Source organism: Robertmurraya sp. GLU-23 (assembly GCF_052983275.1).
The window spans coordinates 111,043-130,355 of the sequence record NZ_JBRKCV010000012.1; the positions used below are offsets into that span (position 1 = coordinate 111,043).

Consider the following 19,313-nt stretch of genomic DNA (forward strand, 5'->3'; position numbering starts at 1 on the left):
AGGTGTTTTATGAGAAAGTTAATGAAATATTTAAAGCCCTATTGGAAAGCAACCATATTGGCACCGTTATTTATGATTATTGAAGTATCTATGGATTTGCTTCAGCCGAAACTGATGGCGGAGATTGTGAATCATGGCGTCTTTAACAATGATTTAGAATTCATATTAAAGACAGGTAGTCTCATGATTCTTGCGGCTTTATTTGGTCTACTTGGTGGCGTAGGCTGTACGGTATTTGCCAGTAAAGCGTCGGTGAACTTTGCTGCTGATGTAAGAAAGGATGCATTTGATAAGGTTCAAACATTTTCGTTTAAAAATTTGGATCAATTTGAAGGTGGATCCTTAATTACACGGTTGACAAACGATGTAGTCCAATTACAAATGTTTGTTTTAATGGCCCTTAGAAGTATCCGGTCGCCGCTATTGACCATTGGTAGTGTTATTATGGTTTTTACTATAAGTATAAAACTGGCGATTATATTTGTTCTAACGATTCCTATTTTATTAGTCGTTTTGTATTTACTGATCCGTTACGCGTTCCCACTATACTCGACTGTTCAACAAAAGTTAGATAAGGTGAATAGCGTTCTGCAAGAAAACTTAATGGGGATTCGTGTGGTGAAGGCATTTGTTCGTACTGATTATGAGAATACTCGTTTCAGTCGTACAAACACGGATTATACCGATATGGCTGTGAGAGCGACTCGGCTTGTTTCATTAAACATGCCTGTCATGATGATCATTATAAATGTTAGCTTAGTCATTATTCTGTGGTTTGGAGCTGGACAGACCTGGAATGGATCCCTCGAAATTGGAGACCTGATTGCCTTCATTAACTACGTGACGCAGGTCTTATCAGCCATCATGATGATTGGAATGATCATGATGAATATCTCTCGTGCAAAGGTGTCAGCCGACCGTGTACAAGAAGTTCTCAACACCGATTCCGATCTAACTGACTATAAGGGTGCTGTATCCCATGTCATTACTAGAGGTGAAGTCATGTTTGATCACGTTTCATTTGGTTATTCTGATCGATCGAAGGAAACCGTGTTGAAGGATATTACCTTTTTGGTAGAGGCTGGTCAGACGGTTGCGGTCTTAGGTGCCACAGGCTCAGGTAAATCTACATTGGTAAGTTTAATTCCTAGGTTATACGATGTAAGTGCAGGACGAGTGCTCATTGATGGCAAGGATATTCGTAATATGTCATTAGAACATCTTCGAACGCAAATGGGTGTGGTTTTGCAGCAAACCATTTTGTTTAGCGGAACCATTCGAGACAATATTTGTTATGGAATGCCATATGCAACTCAAGAGGATGTGGAAAAGGCGGCAAAAGCGGCCAGTGCACACGATTTTATCATGAGTATGCCAGACGGTTATGATACTATACTTGGCCAAAGAGGGGTTAATCTTTCCGGTGGTCAGAAACAGAGAATTTCTATTGCAAGAGCACTATTAATTCGTCCGTCTATATTAATTCTCGATGATAGCACGAGTGCGGTTGATTTAGGGACCGAGTCTCGAATACAGAAAGCAATTAAGGAACTTATGGAAGAAAGCACTACTTTTCTGATTGCTCAACGAATTTCCTCTGTATTAGAAGCAGATAAAATTCTTGTCCTCGATGATGGGAAGATTGTGGCGGAAGGAACTCATCAAGAATTAATGTGTCAGAGTGAAGTCTATCAGGAAATTTATCGATCTCAATTAGGGAAGGAGGAGGTCGTATATGGCTGAACAGAGAAACCCCCAAATGAGACCACCAATGGGACCGCAAATGGGAATGGGTGGAGGGCCAGGGGCATTTCGAGGGAACATGCCTGTCCAACGAGCATATGATACTAAGAAAACGTTACGGAGAATTTGGTCATATATTGGTAAGCAAAGAAAGGGTCTGATTCTTGTCGTTATTCTCACCATTCTTAGTTCAGCCTTTAATCTAATGGCACCTTATCTCATAGGACTCTTCATTGACCGTTTTATCATACCAAAAGACTATAATGGGTTGTTGTGGCTATGTTTCGCCCTTCTAGGTATCTATGTTTTTAGTGCTCTAGCAACATGGCTTCAATCGTTTTTTATGGCGTCTGTTTCTCAATATACGGTGCTTGATATGCGTAAAGATTTATTCTCTCACCTCCAAAAATTGCCTTTACGTTATTTTGACAGTCGAAGCCACGGGGAAATAATGAGCCGGACAACGAACGATATGGAAAACATTACGAATACATTAAATCAAAGCTTCACATCTCTTATCTCTAGTGTAGTAACATTAATTGGTGCTCTAGCTTTTATGATTCATTTAAATATTTGGCTTACGTTTGTTAGTTTCATAACGATTCCCATAGTTGTGTTTTTAACCTCCAAAATAGCCAAATATACTCGAACATTCTTTAAAAGCCAACAACTATATTTAGGTGAATTGAACGGCTATATTGAAGAAACGATTTCCGGACAAAAAGTTGTCAAAGTCTTTCACCGTGAGGAAAAAGTGAAAGAGGAATTTCAACAAATTAATGAGAAATTACGTGACTCATCCATTCAAGCGCAAATCTATTCCGGTCTAGTGGGACCGGTCATGAATGTGATGAGAAATATAAGCTTTGCTATCATTGCTGCAGCAGGAGGCTGGATGGCCTATGAGCAAGCCATTACAGTTGGTGTCGTTGTGAGTTTTCTTACGTATTCTAGACAATTTAGTGATCCTATAAATCAATTGGCGAACCAATTTAATATGCTTCAATCAGCGGTAGCAGGTGCAGAACGAGTTTTTGATATATTAGATGAAGTAACGGAGTTTGATAATGATCAATCTTCCAAAGAAATAACAAATATGACAGGAGAAGTCATTTTTGATGATGTCTCATTTGGATACAAGAAAGAGTTACCCGTAATAAAAGGTTTATCCTTAAAAGCAAGACCAGGAGAAACTATCGCTTTAGTAGGACCAACGGGAGCTGGAAAAACTACCATTGTGAATCTATTAACCAGATTCTATGAAATAAATCATGGAAAAATAACTATTGATGGGACAAATATTCAAGAGATCAGTAAGGATAGTCTGCGCCGGAAATTAGGGATCGTTCTTCAAGATGCCTATGTCTTTTCAGATACGATTCGAGAAAATATCCGATATGGTAGATTAGAGGCAACTGATGAAGAAATTGAAGAAGCCGCTAAACTAGCTAACGCAGATAGCTTTATTCAAAAGCTACCGAGGGGATATGATACAGTTCTTACGGCAGAGGGTGCGAACCTAAGCCAAGGACAACGTCAATTGCTTACAATTGCACGAGCGATTTTAGCAAATCCAGCGATATTAATTCTAGATGAAGCAACAAGCAGTATTGATACACGCACCGAAATGCATATTCAAGAAGCGATGAAAAAATTAATGAAAGATCGCACGAGTTTTGTCATTGCTCATCGTTTGAGCACCATTCGTGAAGCGGATCAAATTTTAGTTATTAATGGAGGTGAGATTATCGAACAAGGGACTCATAATGAATTAGTGGAGAAAAAAGGATTTTATTATGAGCTTTATACCAGTCAGTTTAAACGTGTAAGTTAATGATCAGAACAAAGGGGAGGAAATACATTGAATATTTTAGAAACTATATATTCTAGACGAAATATCAAAAAATTTAAATCGGACATGGTTGAACCAGAACAAATTAATAAATGGTTAGAAGCCGGAACGATGGCTCCAAATCATAAAATGACTCAGCCATGGGAAGTGTATATGATTGGGTCAGAAACAAGAACAAAATTAAACCATAAAACAAATTTTTGTCATGCACCTGTTGTACTAGCCGTTCTATCCAAACATGGATCCACGGAAATAGAGACATATGAAAATGTTCTTGCCACCGCTTGTTTTGTTCAAAACGTAAATTTAGCTGCTTGGGCAGAAGGCGTTGGAACTTTCTGGTCTTCCATGGGGAATGCAGCTAAAAACCGTGAAATCATGGGTATTCCAGATGGGTACGATTGTATCGGGGTATTTGGCATAGGTTATCCAGAAGAGATTAGTCAACCAAAAGAAAGAACGTCTATACAGGAAAAAATGAAGTATCTTCCATAAAAAATAGTGACTTGAAAGCAGTGGCTCCTATAGGGAGATCACTGCTTTTTTATGGTTGACTTTGAAATATAGTATTTCCTCAAAATCTATTAAAGTGTAAAATAGTGGTGAACAATGAAAGGGGATACATACCTTGAATCCAAAATACCTAGATTTACTGGCCCAAAAATATGATTGTGAAGAAAAAGTAGTAACGGAAATTATTAATTTAGAAGCGATCCTTAATCTTCCAAAGGGAACAGAACATTTTGTTAGTGATTTGCATGGGGAGTATCAAGCTTTTCAGCATGTATTAAGAAATGGATCGGGAAATGTAAAGGAAAAAATAAAAGACCTGTTTCAAGATGTTTTAACTGAAAAAGAAATGAATGAGTTTGCTACATTAATATATTATCCAGAAGAAAAATTACAGTTAGTAAAAAATACTTTTAGAAGTGATCAAGAAGTTAACCAATGGTATATAGTCATCATCTATCGTATGATAAAGCTCATATCTTATGCCTCTTCTAAATATACACGTTCGAAATTACGTAAAGCATTGCCCAATCAGTTTGTTTACATAATTGAAGAATTACTTTATAAAGCAGATGATTCCAACAATAAGGAACAATATTATACGAAGATTGTTCAACAAATTACTTCCTTAGGACAGGCAGAAAAGCTCATAATTGGTCTAGCTTATACTACTCAAAGATTGGTAGTTGACCATCTTCATGTAGTTGGGGATATTTATGACCGTGGACCTGAACCAGATAAAATTATGGAAACTCTCATCAATTATCATTCTGTTGATATTCAATGGGGAAATCATGATGTTCTATGGCTAGGTGCATTCGCTGGTTCAAAGGTTTGTCTCGCTAATATTATACGTATCTGTGCTCGGTATGATAATTTGGATATTATTGAAGATGTTTATGGAATCAATCTTAGACCGCTTCTTAATCTGGCGGAGAAATACTATAATGACAATCCCGCTTTTAGACCAAAGGTACATTCAGATAAGAAACTATCAGAACATGAACGACTACAAATTACAAAAATTCATCAAGCCATTTCCATGATTCAGTTTAAACTAGAGATGCCGATCATAAAGAGACGCCCGAACTTTAATATGTCAGAGAGACTTTTGCTCGAGAAAATTGATTATGACAGAAATGAAATTACCATCCATGGGAAAACATTCCAACTGGAAAACAGCTGCTTTGCTACAGTGAATCCAGAACAACCCGATCAATTATTAGAGGAAGAAGCTCAAGTGATCGAAAGACTGTTATTTTCTGTCCAGCATTCGGAAAAGTTAGCAAGACATATGAATTTTCTAATGAAAAAAGGCAGTCTTTATTTGAGATATAACGGAAACTTATTAATCCATGGCTGTATTCCTTTAGATGAAGAAGGATATATGGAGAAAATGGTGATTGAGAATAAAACCTATGCTGGTCGGGAATTACTGGATAAATTTGAACATTATTTACGTCATTCTTTTGCAAATCCTGAAGAGACAGATGATCTGGCGACAGATATGGTCTGGTATTTATGGACAGGAGAGTACTCCTCTCTCTTTGGAAAAAGAGCGATGACAACCTTTGAGCGATACTTCATTAAAGATAAGGAAACCCATAAAGAGAAAAAGAACCCATACTACTATTTACGTGAAAACGAGGACATATGCCGTAAAATTCTAGCCGAGTTTGGTCTGAATCCCGATCAAGGTCATATTATCAATGGTCATACACCAGTAAAAGAAATCGAAGGAGAAAATCCAATTAAAGCAAATGGTAAAATGCTTGTCATAGATGGAGGATTTTCCAAAGCGTATCAATCAACAACAGGGATAGCGGGTTATACGTTATTATATAATTCGTACGGTATGCAGCTGGTGGCTCATAAGCAATTTAATTCAAAACAAGATGTTCTATGTAATGGAACAGATGTTCTATCGGTAAAAAGATTGGTAGATAAAGAACTCGAAAGAAAAAAGGTAAGAGAAACAAATGTGGGAGAAGAGTTATTACAGGAAATATCTATTTTGAATAGTTTGCGAGAATATCGATATATGAAATAAGCCGGGACAGTGAATTAAACTGTCCTATTTTTTTACATAAACTTTTTATCTTTAAGGTTTTGTTAAGGTTGATATAACATAATAGGCTCAACAAGAAAAAAAGGAGCCGAATAATGAAAAAAAATAATAGATTTACAAAGTGGGTGGCACCATTGGTATGTGCAACCTTGTTATTTGCTTGTAGCAATAGTGAGGAGTCAGTTACTTCAACATCAACTAGTACCGCATCTGGAGTAAATATTGACACATTAAGTACGATTGGTGATGGGAATATACAAACAGTTGTAAGTGAGCTAGCTACATACAGCGATGATGATCTTTATACAGAGTGGAAAGATGAGGACCCAACGTATATTCAATTAAATGGGACAACAGCCTCCTATGAAGGAGCAGGAGCTGTGGTTGTGTCTGAAAGTACGATTTACATCCGTACGGGTGGGGTCTATGTTCTAAGTGGAACATTAGATGATGGTCAAATCGTTGTGGAAGCGGAGGATAAAAGTACCGTTCGACTTGTCTTAAATGGAGTAGACATTCATAGCAGTACTTCCGCTCCCATTTATGTGAAGGATGCTGAAAAGACGGTGATATCGTTACCGGAGGGGACAGAGAATACAATTTCTGATGGAACGCAATATGTATACGATGATACAGAAGAAGAGGAACCCAATTCAGCTATTTTTAGTAAAGATCATTTAACCATTAATGGTGATGGTAAGCTTTATGTAGAGGCGAACTTTAATGATGGAATAATTGGAAAAGATGAATTAAGAATTACAGGTGGCAATATTGAGGTTACGGCTGAAGATGATGCGATTGTTGGACGTGATTTAGTAGCTGTTCAAGATGGGAATTTGACACTTACAGCCGGCGGTGATGGAATCAAATCAACAAATGATGAAGATGCTGAAAAAGGAAATATTGCCCTTGAAGGTGGAACATATAACATTGTAGCAGACAATGACGGGATCCAAGCTCAAACTTCCCTGTATGTATTAGATGGAGAGTATACCATTGCAACGGGTGGTGGAAGTCCTGAAACCATTGGAATAAATGAGTTTGCTAGTGGAGGGCACTCCGATGACTCCACAACCACTACAGAAATAACGAGCTCTAAAGGTCTGAAAGCAACAACAGAGCTTGCAATTGGTGGAGGAACATTTACGATTGATTCATATGATGATGCCATTCACAGTGGCAATAGTGTTCTATTCGAAGCTGGGGAACTTACAATCGCATCCGGAGATGATGGGATTCACGCCGATTCTTCGGTAGTAACTAAAGGTGGAAATCTTACAATTACAAAGACTTATGAAGGAATCGAAAGTAAAATTGTTGCGATTGCGGGTGGTACAATCGACATTACTTCTGCTGATGATGGACTAAATGTGGGTGGTGGAGCTGACTCCTCAGGAGAGAACATGGTGGAAAGTACAACAGAGGATCATCTTATTCAGATTACAGGCGGATATGTATCTGTAAATTCACTGGGAGATGGACTGGATTCCAACGGATCATTTGTTATGACGGATGGTACAGTTGTTGTGAATGGACCAACGGATGATGGAAATGGTCAAATAGACTATGTGGAGACGTTTGAAATAACGGGAGGAGTATTAGTAGCAGCTGGAAGTACGAAAACACAAACTAGCTCCGAGACGTCTGGTCAATATTCAATTATGATGACTTATCCAGAATCGCAGGCGGCAGGAACAATGGTACATCTAGAAGATAGTGAAGGAAACACGATCGCCACATTTGCACCAGAAAAAGATTATCAGTCCCTATATATTAGTTCACCGGACTTAGCAAAAGATTCTAGCTATACATTATATTCAGGAGGTTCTTCAACAGGAACGGAAACGAATGGTTTATACACTGACAGCGATTATAGCGGTGGCACTATCGTAGTAGATTTTACAATCTCAAATGTGATGACAAGGCTGAATGGGTAAAACAAGAGGGTGAAGTCACCCTCTTTTCGATTTTTAATTTCTATGAAAAAATGAAACTATTCATACTCTCGAACGTCTATATACTGTATGATCTACTTTTTGAAAGGAAACGCAGCCATGAAAAGATTTTGGATGTTCATTTGCATGATTCTGATTGCAATTATTATATACTACCAATATATAAAAAAAGAAGATGTCCCATTACCAACCACTCTTCATCCAGTAGTAGAAGAGCGGACAAATCAACTCATTCAAAATATGGCGGATCAAGGAATTACGGTCGTTATTACGGATGGCTTCCGCAGTGTGGAGGAACAAAATGGACTATATGAACAAGGTCGTACGACAGCAGGTAGTATTGTTACGTATGCAAAGGGTGGAGAGTCACTTCATAATTTTGGACTTGCAGTCGACTTTGCTCTAAAGACAGAAGCAGGACAGGTTATTTGGGATATGGAGTTTGATGGAAATGGAAATGGATCGGCAGATTGGATGGAAGTGGTTGAAAGGGCTAAGAAACTTGGATTTGAATGGGGAGGAGATTGGAATGGATTCGAAGATTACCCCCATCTACAACTAGATTTTGGTCTAAGTCTTAATGAATTGCAAAGAGGTGAAAGACCAACAGAAGAGGCACTGACAGCCTATTAATCAATCGTACCTGAGTTTATTAAAAATAATAGAAAAAATGCCGATTACCTTATATTGGTGATCGGCATTTTTTTCCCTTCATACTACTGCCAAAGTGCGGATTTATATTTCCTTGGATGAAAGTGGTAAAAACATCTTTACTCCTCGTTTATTAAACGGAAGTATTTTTAAGTCTCCAATCAAATGACTAATGTAACCGCCTAGACTAGCATAGAACACTCCCTCAATTCTAAGTGAGGACTCAAAAAGGGAAGCAATAAAGCCAAAGAAAGCCACTCCAACTAATGAATGGGTATAGCTTCGATGCGAAGATACAGATGCTATCATGATATATATCCCCAATAAAATGACCCAAAGCTCCTCTATAGAAAATCCACCTACAAAAACAGCTATTCCAGTAATAGTTAACATATGTTTTTGCCTAATTAATGATGAGATCAACATGATCATTAAACCGATACCTACTCCTAACCATCTCTCAATCTCTGACTTCTCAAAGAAACTATAGATAACCATCATTATTCCAATGATTAGAGCAGATAGCCGAATCACTTTATGTGAAAGGGTAATTTTACCACGAAGCTTTCCGTCAATATCCAGGTCTGGGATTAAACCTGAAATTCCTCCCAACCCGATTAACAAAAGTGTTGCAGTCGGTGATGTTTGTAATGAATTTGCGACGACAAATCCTGTTGCTGAACCTACTGCTGCATGCAATGTACCATTCAATTCTTCCACCTCTATAAATCTATTATGTAGTAAATCAAAACACTTTGTATATTCTACTACAAAACATCTGTTCTGTTTAGAAGAAAATTATTATTGGTATCAAATCACTAAGCCTTTCTTTTTGGGAGTGAGTCTTTTAGTATAGAATTTATACATATCAGACTAGAAAGAAGAGGGAATGAGAATATGATTACTGTTGAAAATGAATGGTTGAAGGTAGGTATAGACAGTCATGGAGCAGAAGTGCGTAAAGTAAAGCATAAGAAAAATGGACTAGATTATATGTGGACAGGGGACAACAAATACTGGGGAAGAGTGTCTCCAGTATTGTTTCCGATCGTAGGACGATTAAAAGATGATCAATATCAAATCGATGGTCAAACGTATAAGATGTCACAACATGGTTTTTTACGTGACGTTGAATTTAATGTACTAGAGCAGACAGCAACAAATGCTACGTTTATTTTTGAATCGGCTGGACGTTTTAGAGAGGTGTATCCTTATGAGTTTCAAGCGATTATCCGGTATATGCTTGAAGACGACTCACTGATTGTACATTGGGAAATTGTGAATGAAAATGAGAAGGAAATGCATTTTTCTATTGGTGCTCATCCTGCCTTTAAGATTCCTCTATTAGAAAATGAAACCATTGAGGATTACCGTCTACACTTTACTCCTGCTGAAGATAAGAGTGTAATGGAATATGAGTTGCAGAACTCTTTGCTTCACGAGAAAGGGAGTGTTTATGATATTGAAATGCTGCCATTAACGAATTCATTATTTGCGCATGATGCTCTCGTATTCAGCAATATTGACAAGATTACATTGGTATCAAATAAATCCAGTCATGGTGTAGAAGTTATGTTTGAAAATTTTCCGTTTGTTGGAATTTGGTCAAAATATATCGATGAAGATGGCAGTATTGCACCATTTGTATGCATAGAACCTTGGTACGGGGTGGCCGATACATATGATACATCAGGGAACTTTAGTGAAAAGTTTGGTAATAATATGCTTGAACCAGGAAATACTTTCCATACTGAGTATTCAATGAGATTTAAATAATAGACATTTTAATTTAAACATGAAAGAACTCTTACATTTTTAGGAGTTCTTTCATTTTATCTATTACGTTATTAATCAATAACCTTTTCCGGAGAGAAAGGGAAAAAGTTTGCTCGGTTATGTAAACGTTTTAATGTTAAGCTTTATTTGTTGAAAAATACAAAGAATTAGGAGGATAAAATGAAACGTAAATTGGTATTATGTATTCTGCTGTTAGTCAGTGTATTTTTTTCAAGCGGTTTTAGTAACCAGAATGTTAGTGTTAAAGAGAATGCTGTAAAACCTGAAGTTAGTAAGAATAAGCAAACTTCAAAAGCGAGAACAGTCATTACCACTGATGGTGAAGTAGATGATATGAATTCCGTTATCAGATACCTTTTATATGCAAATGAGATGGATTTGGAAGGAATTGTCCTAACAAGCTCTGTATATCACTATGCTGGTGATGAAGAAAAGGGCATAGAACCTTTTAGATGGACAGGAACAGAATGGTTATCGAAAATGATAGACGCATATGAAGAGGGCTATCCAAATTTAATTCAACACGCCGATGGATATCCGACTCCAGACTACATACGTAGCGTAACAAAAATTGGTAATATTTCAGACGTAGGTGAGATGGAACAAATAACAGAAGGATCTGAGTTTTTAAAAGATCTATTTTTAGATAATAATGAAAGCGATTTATATGTTCAAACTTGGGGTGGGACAAACACAACTGCTAGAGCGTTAAAATCAATCCAAGAAGAATATGAAGGTACAGAAGACTGGGAAGAAATTAAAAAAAGAGTCAGTGATAAACTAGTACTTTATATCATTTTAGATCAAGATGATAGCTATAATTCTTATATTGCAAAGAATTGGCCAGATATAAGAATTATAAATGATCAATCGAACTTTTGGCATTTTGCCTATGCATGGAAATACCATACGGATGAAGTAAATAGTAGGCTACAAGGTGCATGGAATAAGGAGAATATTAAGTATGAACACGGACCATTGATGGAGCTATATGCATTAATGGGTGACGGTAACATAATCGAAGGAGAATTACCGGAAGAGCAACGTGGAAGTGAAGAATATTTAACGAACAATCCTCAATATAACAAATATGATTTCATTTCTGAAGGAGATTCACCTTCCTTTTTCTATCTGATTAATAATGGGTTAAGAAGTATGGAAGATCCATCTTATGGTGGTTGGGGTGGACGCTTCGGTGCGGTAAACGATAAGTTATACAGAAACACCGTTTTAGATTACAATGTTTACACGAATCGTTATGAAGCGGAATACTCTTTAATGCGATGGTTTGACGATATACAAGATGATTTTGCCGCAAGAGCTGATTGGCTAGTAGCCTCAAAGTATGAAGATGCCAATCATAATCCAACTCTAACAATTAAAGAAGGATTAGATTTAACTGTAAGCAAAGGACAAAAAGTAACACTGCACGCTAAGGGGACAGATCCGGATGGAGATAAGCTAACATATAAATGGTGGAGATACTTTGAGGCAGACACTTATGAAGACTCAAAGGTACCTCAAAAAGAAACCATCCCACAATTAGCAGGAGGTTTACAGCTAGGACTTCATCGTGAATTGGCTGAAGGTGAAGTGACAGACAGTATTTCCTTAAAAGGAGCCAATTCAAAAACCGTGAAATTCACTGTCCCAGAAGATGCAAAGTCAGGGGACACCATTCATATAGTTGCAGAAGTACAAGATGATGGTGTACATGGGTTAAAACACTATCAACGTGTTATTTTAACAGTTAAATAGAAGTAAATAACCTAAAAGTTCATATTTAAAAAAGAAGCGAAGTCAAGGAGAAGAAATCCTTGGCTTTTTTTTGTAAATATGTCCCCGCCTTCTTAAACGAATTCTAATTGAGATTATAGTAATGTTCTGCAATGGGGGCTAACATTTTTATTGGAAAAGTAGGTATGACCGTAGATTTAATCTACGGTTTTTTCTTTTCAGCTATTAGTGTCACTTGTGTTTTAGATAGTCTTTGGATATATACATTGATATAATATTATATATTCATTCAAAGAACGTAATAAGGAATGAAAGGGAGATAGAATGTGAAAATTTTAACGGTTGAAGATTTGGTTCGAAAATTTTCATTAAAAATACTAACAGGGGAAAATAAATTAAAGCAACAAATAAAACAATCAAGATCCCACCGTCCCGGCTTGGAATTTGTTGGTCATTTTGATTTTTTTCCGACGGAACGTGTTCAAATTCTTGGTAGAAAAGAAATTACATATTTGCACAAATTGAGTTTAGAGGAACGTCAGATGCGTATAGGTAATATTGTAAAATACCATCCACCCTGCTTTATCGTTACTGCTGGACAGGAGGGGCTAACTTATTTAACTCAGTATTGCCTTGAAGAGGGAATTCCGTTGTTATGTACAAATGAGCCTCAGCCTACTTCTGAATTTATCACAAATCTTGATGATTATATGCTAAAAGCATTAGCTCCAGCAATAGCAGTGCACGGGGTTTGTATCAATGTATATGGAATGGGCATTTTACTTCGGGGAAATTCAGGTGTCGGTAAAAGCGAAACGGCACATACGATGATTGGTAGGGGTCACAGGCTTGTGGCTGATGATATTGTTGTATTGAAAAAACTCAGTCCACGTACGATTCTAGGAACCCATGATGGAAAAACAAAAGAGTTCCTGGCTTTACGGAGTATCGGGCTTCTAAATGTGGTCCGCTTATATGGCAGAAAAGCTTTTCAAGATGAGACGAGGATTGCACTTGATATAGAACTGACAAAGTGGCAGAAGAATTCACTCAATAATGAGTTGGATCACGAAGCCAAATACACCGAATATATGGGAGTGCAAATTCCCCATATAGAGATTCAGCTTCAACCGGGTCGGGATGTGGCTGGTTTAATTGAAGCAGCGGCAAATAACTGGCTTCTGAAGCAGCAAGGATACAGTGCAGCGGAGGAGTTTATACAACGGTTAGAGTCTGATATTTAGCTGATATAATATTCTTTGTAATTAGTGGCATTAATCATTACGATTAATGTCCTTTTTTTAGTTTTTGTATAAAAATTTTACAGAAATACTGTACTTTAGGGGAAATGGGTCGATATTGATAATATAAATATCTCAAATTCAGAATGATTATATATAAGAAAGGTCACAAAGATGAGTATTATAAAAGATTTTTTGTTTCAACTCACCCTTATGGTAATACCCATATTTATCTACTATACATTTATTACAGAAAAGGTAAAAAGTGCTAAAAATAAAAACATCATAATGACTGTTTTGTGGGGAATATCAATTATATTTTGCATGTCCTTTCCAGTGGATTTTGGTGAAAATGCTCGTTTGGAGTTAAGAATCATTCCTCTTTTAATTGGGACGTTATATGGTGGATTTTGGCCAGGAATCTTCTTATCTGTCTTAATTGTACTTTTTCGCTTTTCCTTTGGCATCAGTATAGGATTTTACAATACGATTCTTGTTTTATTTTTATCACTTCCTGTAATATTTTATTTTCAAAGAAGGTTTTCACGTTCGAAAAAGGACAAAAGGGTTAATATTGCGGTGGGTCTTTCCTTTTACTACTGTCTTATCGGTCTTACTATTTTCGTTATTTTAAGAGGTTTTTCCTATGATTATCTAAAAGTACAGATTGTTCATCTTATTTTTGTAGTAGTTGTTACTTGGTTCTTCACAATGTTAATAGAAACAATCAGGGAGATTCACCAGCTCCGTCTAGAGGTGCAAAATACGGAAAAATTACGAGTGATAAGTGAGTTAACAAGTGTTTTTGCTCATGAAATCAGAAATCCGATGCAAGTTACACGTGGTTTTTTACAACTTCTTAACGAAGGCGAATTGCCTAAAGAAAAGAAAAATTATATCAAAATATCAATTGAAGAATTAGATCGTGCAAATGAAATTATTGATGATTTTTTATCCTTTGGAAAACCCTCAATCAATAACATTGAAAAAATCGAAGTAGGGTATCAGATAGAACGTGTAGTAAATATCATTCGAAGTTACAGCATAAATCACAATGTTGTGGTTAAAATGGATATTCTTACTAACTGTTATATTTATGCTAATCCTCAAAAACTGAACCAGTCGTTGATTAATATTTTAAAAAATGCTGTAGAGTCTATGCCGAATGGGGGAACGGTTTGGGTTAGCTGTACTCCAACAGATGATGGATATATAAAGATTATGATTAAGGATCAAGGAATTGGAATGACAAAAAAACAAATAGACAGACTTGGATCTCCGTTTTACTCCTTAAAGGAAAAGGGAACAGGATTAGGTATGATGGTAAGTTTTCAAATAATCCGTTCTTTCAAAGGAAAAATAAAAGTAAATAGTGTACAAGATAAGGGAACAGAATTTATCATTTTATTACCGCAAATTATATAGAAAGTATTTTATAAGATTATAAAATATTGCTGAGCAAAAGCCTTAATTATAAGGTTTTTTTCTTTTGAGTAATTTGGTGAGTGATTATGTTGTTAATTATAATTTATAAAATATAGGCAGATAGGCAAGCTACCAAACCCAGCTTCGGTTAATAAATTAATTGTATAAGCCGAAGGAGTGAGAAAATGGGCAGACGAATTAAGCATAATTCACGTGACGTGGAAGAGTTGGCAAGGCTCATGTTGGCTGAAGCGATTGGAGAAGGTGTTCAAGGCATGAACAAGGTGGGAACGGTTGTGGCCAATCGAGTTGAGGCCAACTGTGCTCCTGATTTCAAAAACCTACGTAATATAAGGCATGCCATTTATCAAACGATACCTGGAACTGGGGTCCCTCATTTCGAACCCGTCTTAAATGGATCATTGTATACACAACGGCCCAGTGAAGAAGACCTTCAAAGAGCTAGGAATTTGTTGCATGGACATAGGGAACCTCGTGCTAGAATGAATTTGTGGTTTTATAACCCAAGTCCCGGAAAAAAGTTTCGAGCACCTTGTGGCGCTACTATGCCTAGATCACCTATGACGAAGTTTGATTTTGCGTACCGAAATCATTGCTTCTATATCGCTGTACCGGGTTACTGCACAGAGTTTTATAGATAAAATTTTTAGGAGTTGATTTTTTATGTCTTGTCAAGACTTTAATTATTATCCCATGAACTACTATTCTAGTCTTTATCCATCTTCTATGACCAGGGAAAGTGGCACACAACCTCCTGGCTTCCCAGCGGCTATGGCTATGCCTACTGGCTTCCCGGCGGGCATGCCTTCTGGACCAACGTATTCTGTCCCAGTGGTTCCGATGGGGACTGGACAGCAGCTTGTGGCAGGCGCGGTGGAAGAATCCTTTATCGAAAATATAATACGCTATAACAAAGGTAAAATTGGAACTTTTTACTTTACTTACCAAGGTAATAGCAAATGGAACGCGATGGTTTACCACGGGCGAGTAGAAACAGCTGGTCGTGACCATATCATCATAAGTGATCCAACAAGCGGCAAACGCTACTTGCTCATGATGGCAAATCTTGATTGGGTGGAATTTGAAGAAGAAATTAACTATCCTTTTCCAACAATCTCTCCAGAAGTTCAGGCGTCTCTTACATCTACGGACTGAGTTTGTAAAACCAATTAAAACCCGCTTAATCCTTATTCGGAAAAGCGGGTTTTCGTTATGATATAAGCCTTTCTATATTATGTATTTATTATTAATTGTTCAATCGCATAGGCGACTCCATGCTCATTGTTGGATCGTGTATGAAACTGAGCGATTTCTTTGACACTTTCCTCGGCATTACCCATTGCAACGCCACAACCTGCATACTCAATCATTGTTAAATCATTCTCGCCATCTCCAATACAGATGACTTCTTCACGAGATATACCTAATTTATCAGCAAGAAGCTTTATGGCATTTCCTTTGCTTACACTTGGGTGTAAAATTTCATAAAAATAGGGAGCACTGCGCACCATCGTATATTTTTCCTTAAGAGTTGCTGGAATTGTAGCTATCGTTTTTTCTAAACGCTCAGGTTCTCCCACAAACATTACTTTCGGTATTAAGATGTCTGATGGAATTTCTTCAATTTCACGATAGTGCAAAGGCACACCATTAACAAATGATTCCACAACGGTAAATGGACTAATGTCTTTATTGGGAGTATATATTCTTTGTGAATCAAAGAAATGCATGGATGTCTGGAGTTCCTGACTGACTCCATAAAGTGTCATTAAGTCATCATGTGTTAAAGAAATTTCTGACGCCACTTCCTTTGTTTCGGAATGTTGAACGAGTGCGCCATTAAATGTCACGACATATTGGTCATGAAGGTCTAACTCTTCTATGAACCCATGAACTCCTCCGATAGGTCTCCCTGTACAAATGACCACTTTGACTCCTTTTCGCTTAGCTGCTTGGATTGCCTCATTTACTTCCTTTGTTACCTCTTTACGATCATTGATTAAGGTTCCATCGATATCAATTGCAAGCAATTTATACATGTTTATTGATCCACTCCATTATTAGGTATTTACCTTATGGTAGCACAAATAAATTGAATGTAGGAAATTCACAAACAATAGAGCATGTTTGAAGGGGTACTTATGTGAAGGCATTCTTTTGCTTAAGTTAAATCTTGCATCCTTATTAATGTCAGCGGTCGTGTAAACCACGCGGGATCACGAGTATTTTTATTATATCGTTTGCTTATAAATTTCGTTCTAATAATATTCCCACTTGTTCTGCCATCACTTCCGGGGAATACGGCATTCCATTTTTGAACCACCATTCTACTATCCCTACGTATGAGGTAACAATAAATTGTAGAATAATATCTTTATTTACATCGGAATTTACCCCAGTTATAGCATCTACTTCATCAGTAAATTCCTCAATAAGAAATTCAATGAATTGCCTACGAAACGAAGGAGCCCCTTTACTTGCTAACATGGTAGAAAAAAACAAATAATTATTTTTTAGATATTTAAACCACGGTAAATTTGCTTCTCCGTATTCTAAATCAGATGCAGATTCGCACAGCTCCCGTAGCTTATTAATATGTTCTTCAATTAGTTTTTCCAATAGATCATATTTATCAACATAATGAAGGTAAATAGTTCCTCGGCTTACATTTGCCTTATCAGATATATCCTGAATTGTAATATCATCAAAATGTTTTTCTGACATTAATTGAATAACTGCATTTTTAATAGCGTCTTGGGATTTAAGTATTCTTCTATCGATTTTACTCATTATATGTTCACCAACTTTAATAAATTATCTTTAATTATAAACAAATGTCTAATAATGTAACATGATTTATTTAAAGATATTGAACAAAAATCAACCATTTGTCTATTAATTTACAAACCCCTTTGTTTTGACAATTGAAAGTGCTTTCCAATTATATATAATTGGAAACATAAGACACGGGTTGTAACTGATAAATCAGGCAAAACCGTTACCTTAAAAAGGGTAAGGTTTTGCTTTTTCTATTAGTAGAGGTGATAAAGTGAAGATTCATAATGGCTTTGTATTGAAGACTCAGGAGAGAAGAATCAGTCGCTTCTATTTAACTAGTAATCTAGGGGGAATGACAACATGGAACGATTATGGACGAAGCCATTTATTCTAATGACCGTAAGTATGCTTTTCCTTTTTACTGGGTTTTATATGCTTCTACCAACACTGCCGCTGTTTATTAAACACATTGGGGGAAGCGAAAGTCAGGTGGGTCTGGTAGTGGGTGCGTTTATGCTATCTGCTGTTATTCTTAGACCAATCATCGGAGGGCTATTAGATCGTTACGGTAGGCGACCATTTATTTTATGGGGTCTTCTAATTTTTACATTGGCTATGTATTTCTATAGCTGGGTTGGTGGAGTTTTTGTTTTACTAGGCCTACGGATCTTACAAGGATTTAGTTGGGCCGTTTCAACCACTGCCATTTTTACCGCCATTACAGATATCATACCTTCTACACGAAGAGGGGAAGGAATGGGCTGGTTCAGCACAGCTATGACCCTCGCCATGGCAATTGGGCCAATGTGCGGAATTTGGATTACACAAAACATATCCTATCAAGCGTTGTTTTTCATCTCAGTCGTTCTTTCTGTAGTTGCGCTATTGTTGATGTTCGGTGCTAAAATACCTTTCCAACCGAAGAAAACGGGGATGCAAAAAATAGAGCTTTTTGAAAAAACAGTCCTACCTATTACTATCTGTGTCTTCTTTTTAAATGTTGCCTATGGTGGGATTACAGCTTTCGTCCCTTTATTTACGAATTCTCTTGCCTTTAATTCTGGTGCCTTTTTTATGGTGTATGCTGCAACTCTTGTTCTTAGTCGCCCTATTGCTGGAAAACTTTCGGACCAACATGGAGAGAAGTATGTGATTATTCCAGCTCTTGGTATGACAATTATAGCGCTCATCTCCTTGAGTCTAGCGGAAGGGTTAATTGGAATACTCGTTTCAGCTGTTTTATACGGGATAGGTTTCGGTTCGGCATCGCCTGCTATACAAGCAGCCACCGTACGTCTTGCTCGTCCAGATCGTAAAGGGATAGCCAATGCTTCTTTGCTTACTGCAACGGATCTAGGTATTGGACTTGGATCAATTATGTTGGGATGGATATCGCAGTACACAAGTTATTCAGTACTTTTCATCGTTAGTGCCGTGTCTGTAGGGTGTGCATTGGTAGTCTTTAGATTTTATGTGAATAGGTTGGTACAAAAAAATAGGGATCTTGATGCCGCTGTTTAAAATAGGATGTAGCA

Annotated in this window: 16 protein-coding genes; 13 read left to right on the plus strand and 3 right to left on the minus strand. The window is 37.0% G+C overall.

Features of this window, described 5'->3' with window-relative positions:
- The first annotated feature begins 9 nt into the window (after window positions 1–9).
- The 6 genes from ACVBAX_RS17750 (at window position 10) to ACVBAX_RS17775 (ending at window position 8,761) form a co-directional block, all read left to right on the plus strand.
- Complete coding sequence (locus tag ACVBAX_RS17750) at window positions 10–1,743, plus strand: ABC transporter ATP-binding protein (RefSeq protein ID WP_447118201.1); 1,734 nt, start codon at window positions 10–12, stop codon at window positions 1,741–1,743.
- Window positions 1,736–3,577, plus strand: a complete 1,842-nt coding sequence (locus tag ACVBAX_RS17755) for an ABC transporter ATP-binding protein (protein WP_447118202.1) — start codon at window positions 1,736–1,738, stop codon at window positions 3,575–3,577. Before ACVBAX_RS17750 ends, ACVBAX_RS17755 begins: the two co-directional genes overlap by 8 nt.
- A 27-nt stretch (window positions 3,578–3,604) precedes the next feature.
- Window positions 3,605–4,090 (plus strand): nitroreductase family protein, encoded by a 486-nt coding sequence (locus ACVBAX_RS17760; protein WP_447118203.1) that lies wholly within the window; start codon window positions 3,605–3,607, stop codon window positions 4,088–4,090.
- Window positions 4,091–4,223: 133 nt separating this feature from the next.
- Window positions 4,224–6,155 carry a fructose-1,6-bisphosphatase gene (fbp, locus tag ACVBAX_RS17765; RefSeq protein ID WP_447118204.1) on the plus strand — a complete coding sequence of 644 codons (1,932 nt, stop codon included), beginning with the start codon at window positions 4,224–4,226 and terminating at the stop codon, window positions 6,153–6,155.
- A 113-nt stretch (window positions 6,156–6,268) separates the two neighbouring features.
- Complete coding sequence (locus tag ACVBAX_RS17770; RefSeq protein WP_447118205.1) at window positions 6,269–8,110, plus strand: carbohydrate-binding domain-containing protein; 1,842 nt, start codon at window positions 6,269–6,271, stop codon at window positions 8,108–8,110.
- A 117-nt stretch (window positions 8,111–8,227) separates the two neighbouring features.
- Entirely contained in the window at window positions 8,228–8,761 is a 534-nt protein-coding gene (locus ACVBAX_RS17775; RefSeq protein WP_447118206.1) for a M15 family metallopeptidase, read from the plus strand.
- Between the two features lie 102 nt (window positions 8,762–8,863).
- Here the strand turns inward: ACVBAX_RS17775 and ACVBAX_RS17780 are convergent, their stop codons facing one another.
- Entirely contained in the window at window positions 8,864–9,490 is a 627-nt protein-coding gene (locus ACVBAX_RS17780; protein ID WP_447118207.1) for a metal-dependent hydrolase, read from the minus strand.
- A gap of 186 nt (window positions 9,491–9,676) precedes the next feature.
- On the opposite strand from ACVBAX_RS17780, the gene ACVBAX_RS17785 reads away from it, so the two are divergent.
- The 6 genes from ACVBAX_RS17785 to gerQ all read left to right on the plus strand — a co-directional run bounded on the left by ACVBAX_RS17785 (window position 9,677) and on the right by gerQ (window position 16,155).
- Window positions 9,677–10,555 carry an aldose 1-epimerase family protein gene (locus tag ACVBAX_RS17785; protein WP_447118208.1) on the plus strand — a complete coding sequence of 293 codons (879 nt, stop codon included), beginning with the start codon at window positions 9,677–9,679 and terminating at the stop codon, window positions 10,553–10,555.
- A gap of 180 nt (window positions 10,556–10,735) precedes the next feature.
- Window positions 10,736–12,334 carry a nucleoside hydrolase-like domain-containing protein gene (locus ACVBAX_RS17790; RefSeq protein ID WP_447118209.1) on the plus strand — a complete coding sequence of 533 codons (1,599 nt, stop codon included), beginning with the start codon at window positions 10,736–10,738 and terminating at the stop codon, window positions 12,332–12,334.
- 305 nt (window positions 12,335–12,639) lie between these two features.
- On the plus strand, window positions 12,640–13,557 hold the full coding sequence (hprK, locus tag ACVBAX_RS17795) for an HPr(Ser) kinase/phosphatase (protein WP_430773508.1): 918 nt from the start codon (window positions 12,640–12,642) through the stop codon (window positions 13,555–13,557).
- Window positions 13,558–13,728: 171 nt separating this feature from the next.
- A complete protein-coding gene (locus tag ACVBAX_RS17800; protein ID WP_447118210.1) occupies window positions 13,729–14,979 on the plus strand; it encodes an ATP-binding protein in 1,251 nt (416 codons plus the stop codon).
- A 185-nt stretch (window positions 14,980–15,164) separates the two neighbouring features.
- Complete coding sequence (locus tag ACVBAX_RS17805; protein WP_447118211.1) at window positions 15,165–15,641, plus strand: cell wall hydrolase; 477 nt, start codon at window positions 15,165–15,167, stop codon at window positions 15,639–15,641.
- Window positions 15,642–15,663: 22 nt separating this feature from the next.
- Window positions 15,664–16,155, plus strand: a complete 492-nt coding sequence (gerQ, locus tag ACVBAX_RS17810) for a spore coat protein GerQ (RefSeq protein ID WP_447118212.1) — start codon at window positions 15,664–15,666, stop codon at window positions 16,153–16,155.
- Between the two features lie 77 nt (window positions 16,156–16,232).
- Here the strand turns inward: gerQ and yidA are convergent, their stop codons facing one another.
- Together yidA and ACVBAX_RS17820 are read right to left on the minus strand one after the other, a co-directional pair.
- On the minus strand, window positions 16,233–17,039 hold the full coding sequence (yidA, locus tag ACVBAX_RS17815; protein WP_447118214.1) for a sugar-phosphatase: 807 nt from the start codon (window positions 17,037–17,039) through the stop codon (window positions 16,233–16,235).
- A 205-nt stretch (window positions 17,040–17,244) separates the two neighbouring features.
- Entirely contained in the window at window positions 17,245–17,790 is a 546-nt protein-coding gene (locus ACVBAX_RS17820) for a TetR/AcrR family transcriptional regulator (RefSeq protein ID WP_447118215.1), read from the minus strand.
- 348 nt (window positions 17,791–18,138) lie between these two features.
- On the opposite strand from ACVBAX_RS17820, the gene ACVBAX_RS17825 reads away from it, so the two are divergent.
- A complete protein-coding gene (locus ACVBAX_RS17825) occupies window positions 18,139–19,299 on the plus strand; it encodes an MFS transporter (RefSeq protein ID WP_447118216.1) in 1,161 nt (386 codons plus the stop codon).
- Window positions 19,300–19,313 lie beyond the last annotated feature (14 nt).